This is a genomic window from Lactobacillus sp. C449L (assembly GCF_059900815.1).
On record NZ_JBWXGA010000136.1, the window covers coordinates 1 to 479 of the forward strand.

Here is a 479-nt window from a genome sequence, read left to right on the forward strand (position 1 = left end):
GCACCATGAGGCTGCCATGGAGCACGTGCAGCGTCCGGATGAGCCCCGTGCGCGGGTCGGCATGGTCCTTGACCTCCGCGGTCGCCGGATCGAGCCACACCTGGTAGCGCGGCGGCGGTCCGGGACGCGCCGCGTCACCGGGCGCCGGCTGGGCGGAAGCCATGACGATGACCGGCCTGCCGGCTTCCTCCGGCAGCGCGACCGAAGCGATCCGGTCGCCCGGACGGAGCACGGTCCGCGCGGATGCCACATAATCCGCGACGGGCAGCGTCGCGCGGCTGTCGCTTACGTCGTAGCGCGCCGGGTTGACGAGGCTGTCCGTCCAGTCGTGCCACACGAGCAGCGAACCCGACACGCAGATCGGGATGATCAGCAGGAACAGCAACAGGCCGATCCACTTGTGGACCTGGAACCACAGCTTGCGCGCGCTCATCCCCTTCGCCATTGCCACCCCTTTAACTGCGAATGATTATCAAATG

Annotated in this window: 1 protein-coding gene; it reads right to left on the reverse strand. The window is 67.8% G+C overall.

Features of this window, described 5'->3' with window-relative positions; all coding sequences use genetic code 11:
• Positions 1–445: PepSY domain-containing protein (locus tag AC2JF9_RS08680; protein ID WP_500726962.1), on the reverse strand; the 445-nt coding region annotated here is incomplete at its 3' end.
• Between the last annotated feature and the right edge of the window lie 34 nt (positions 446–479).